At 70.9% G+C, this 3596-nt stretch carries 2 protein-coding genes and 1 tRNA gene; 1 reads left to right on the top strand and 2 read right to left on the bottom strand.

The features are described from left to right. Both pgi and ACFW1A_RS39420 read right to left on the bottom strand, forming a co-directional pair. On the bottom strand, positions 1–1648 hold a 1648-nt coding region (gene pgi / locus ACFW1A_RS39425), incomplete at its 3' end, for a glucose-6-phosphate isomerase (protein ID WP_380418333.1). Between the two features lie 142 nt (positions 1649–1790). Continuing rightward, the gene (locus ACFW1A_RS39420) at positions 1791–3371 is read right to left on the bottom strand and encodes a Na+/H+ antiporter (protein ID WP_380418331.1); all 1581 of its coding nucleotides are present in this window, start codon (positions 3369–3371) and stop codon (positions 1791–1793) included. 138 nt (positions 3372–3509) lie between these two features. Here ACFW1A_RS39420 and ACFW1A_RS39415 point away from each other — a divergent pair. Further along, positions 3510–3583: transfer RNA gene (locus ACFW1A_RS39415), tRNA-Lys, on the top strand. The last annotated feature ends 13 nt before the right edge of the window (positions 3584–3596 follow it).

The raw sequence follows: 3596 nt of genomic DNA, 5'->3' as shown, positions 1-3596 counted from the left end.
GCTCGCGGTACTTGGCGACCAGGGCCGCGCTGGAGCTGTCCAGCTGCTCGGTGCCCTCGCCGGTCAGCAGCACCGGCTCGATCTTCTTGGCCAGCACCTTGCCGAGCTCGACGCCCCACTGGTCGAAGGAGTCGATGTTCCAGATCGCGCCCTGCACGAAGACCTTGTGCTCGTAGAGCGCGACCAGCTGGCCCAGCACCGACGGGGTCAGCTCGTTCGCCAGCACCACGGTGGTCGGGTGGTTGCCGCGGAAGGTCTTGTGCGGGACCAGCTCGGCCGGCACGCCCTCGGCGGCGACCTCCTCCGGGGTCTTGCCGAAGGCGAAGGCCTGCGCCTGGGCGAAGAAGTTGGCCATCAGCAGGTCGTGCTGGGCGGCCAGCGCCGGGGAGAGCTCGGGCAGCGGCTGGGCGAAGCCGATCAGGTCGGCCGGGATCACCTTGGTGCCCTGGTGCAGCAGCTGGTAGTAGGCGTGCTGGCCGTTGGTGCCCGGGGTGCCCCAGACCACCGGGCCGGTGGTCCACTCGACCGGGTTGCCGTCCCGCTGCACGGACTTGCCGTTGGACTCCATGTCCAGCTGCTGCAGGTAGGCGGTGAACTTGGACAGGTAGTGCGAGTAGGGCAGCACGGCGTGCGACTGGGCGTCGAAGAACTGGCCGTACCAGAGGCCCAGCAGGCCGAGCAGCAGCGGCACGTTCTGCTCCGCCGGGGCGGTGCGGAAGTGCTCGTCCACCAGGCGGAAGCCGGCCAGCATCTCCTGGAACTGCTCCGGGCCGATCGCGATCATCAGCGACAGGCCGATCGCCGAGTCGTAGGAGTAGCGGCCGCCGACCCAGTCCCAGAACTCGAACATGTTCTCGACGTCGATGCCGAAGTCGGCCACGCCCCGGGCGTTGGTGGACAGCGCCACGAAGTGCTTGGCCACCGCCTCCTGACCGGCACCCAGCTGCGCCAGCAGCCAGGCCCGGGCCGAGGTGGCGTTGGTGACGGTCTCGATGGTGGTGAAGGTCTTGGAGGCGACGATGAAGAGGGTCTCCTCCGCGTCCAGGTCGCGGACCGCCTCGTGCAGGTCGGCACCGTCCACGTTGGAGACGAAGCGGACCGTCAGGTCGCGCAGGCTGTAGGGCCGCAGCACCTCGTAGGCCATCGCCGGGCCGAGGTCGGAGCCGCCGATGCCGATGTTGACGACGTTGCGGATCCGCTTGCCGGTGTGACCGGTCCACGCACCGCTGCGCACCCGGTTCGAGAAGTCGGCCATCTTGTCCAGGACGGCGTGCACCTCGGGCACCACGTTGACGCCGTCCACCTCGACCACCGCACCGCGCGGCGCGCGCAGCGCGGTGTGCAGCACGGCGCGGTCCTCGGTGACGTTGATCTTCTCGCCGCGGAACATGGCCTCGCGCAGGCCGGCCACGTCGGTCGCCTCGGCCAGCTCGCGCAGCAGGGCCAGGGTCCGGTCGGTCACCAGGTGCTTGGAGTAGTCCAGGTACAGGTCGCCGACCTGCAGGGTGTAGCGGCTGCCGCGCTGCGGGTCCTGGGCGAACAGCTCGCGCAGGTGCAGCTCGCCGAGCTCCGCCCGGTGCTTCCCGAGCGCGGCCCACTGCGGGGTGCGGTCCAGGGGGGTACGTCCGGTCGCGGGGGTCTGCGGCATCGGTATCTCCTCATTCGGTCTGAGTGCGGTGCGAGGACCCGGAGGGCGGGGTCCTCTAGCGCCGACGCTGTTGGCGGCTTGACCGCGACCAGCCTACGGAACCGGCAGGGCCCCTGACGCCATCGTCACCTGACGCAGTGCCTCATTTCCGCTCCGACCGCAGGTCGAGGCCGCGCAGCACCTGGTCCACCAGCTCCGGGTCGGCGCCCGGCTCGCTGCGCGCGCTGACCATCTCGCGCCGCGAGGCGGCCAGCAACTCCTCCTCCACCGACCGGAATCTGCGCAGCCGACCGGCCCGCCGCCGGGCCTCGGCGGCCTCCTCCTCCTCGAACTGCTCCGGACAGAGCCGCGCCAACCGGTCGTGCTGGCGTTCCCGGAGTTTCTCCACGAGTTCGATCGGCAGCTCGTCCTGCTCCTCCAGTTCGCCCAGCCGGACCAGCGCGGCCCTGCCCGCGCGCCACCAGAGCATCCGCTCCTGCTGCTCGCGCCGGTCCAGGTGCGGGTCGATGCCCAGCCGCTTGACCAGCCAGGGCAGCGACAGCCCCTGCACCAGCAGGGTGAACAGCACCACACTGAACGCCACGAAGACCAGCCGACCGCGCCCGGGGAACGGCTCGCCCAGGTGCGTGGTCAGCGGCACCGCCAGGGCCAGCGCGACGGTGGCCACCCCGCGCATCCCGGACCACCAGAGCACCACGGTCTCCCGCCAGCTGATCGGGATGTCGTCCTCGCCCCGGCTGAGCCGCTTGGACAGCCGGGCGGCCGGCAGCAGCCAGCACAGCCGCACCAGCACCACCACCGCGATCACCACGGCCGCGTCCCCCAGCATCGAGGTCCAACCGGCGCCCGCGTCCTTGAGCACGGTGGCCAGCTCCAGGCCGATCAGCCCGAAGGCGACCCCGGTGATCAGCGACTCCACGATGTCCCAGAACGCGGTGCCGACCAGCCGGTAGGAGACGTCGTCGGCATCGGCGGCCCGGTCGGCCAGGTAGAGGCCGACCACCACCACCGCCAGCACCCCGGACCCCTCCGCCTCCTCGGCCAGCGTGTAGGCGGCGAACGGCACCAGCAGGTTGAGCGCCACCTGCTGGGTGGGATCGTCCAGCACCCCGGCGACCTTGGTGGTCAGCCAACCCAGCGCGACCCCGATCACCACCGCGAGCACCGCGGAGAGCACGAACCGCAGCAGCGCGTGCGGCACCGAGAAGTCGCCGTCCACCACCGCCTCGACGGCCAGCGAGTAGATCACGATCGCGGTCACGTCGTTGAACAGGCCCTCGCTCTCCAGCACCGCGACCAGTCGGCGGGGCAGGCCCACGCTGCCGGCCACCGCGACCGCGGCCACCGGGTCCGGCGGCGACACCAGCGCGCCCAGCGCCATCGCGGCGGCCACCGGGACCGCCGGGGCGAGGGCGTGGAAGGTGACCGCCACCGCGCCGGTGGTCACGATCACCAGCGCCACCGCGAGCAGCAGGATCGAGCGCAGGTTGGCCCGGAAGTAGGCCAGCGAGGCCCGCCGGGCGACCGCGAAGATCAGCGGCGGCAGCACCAGCGGGAGGATCAGCTCCGGCTCGATCGTGACGTCCGGGATCTGCGGCACGACCGCCATCACCAGGCCCAGCACCGTCATCAGCACCGGCTGCGGGATCCCGGTCCGCCGGGCCAGCGGCATGGTGATCACCGACGCGAGCAGCACCAGGAAGAGCAGTGACAGCTGACCCACGAACCAATCCTCTCCAATCGGACAGGGCGAGTGTAGATATGACAAACCCTGCCAGACTACTGGCACGCCGTCACCGCCGGTCCCGGCCCCGATTGGTCAGCCGGGCCCGCGACCGGGTAATGTCCTGTCCGTCAGCAGGCGCCGCTAGCTCAGTTGGTTAGAGCAGCTGACTCTTAATCAGCGGGTCCGGGGTTCGAGTCCCTGGCGGCGCACCGACAGCCGAAG

Source organism: Kitasatospora sp. NPDC058965, from assembly GCF_042741245.1.
Taxonomy (GTDB): domain Bacteria; phylum Actinomycetota; class Actinomycetes; order Streptomycetales; family Streptomycetaceae; genus Kitasatospora.
This window is presented reverse-complemented; position numbering and strand designations above follow the sequence as displayed.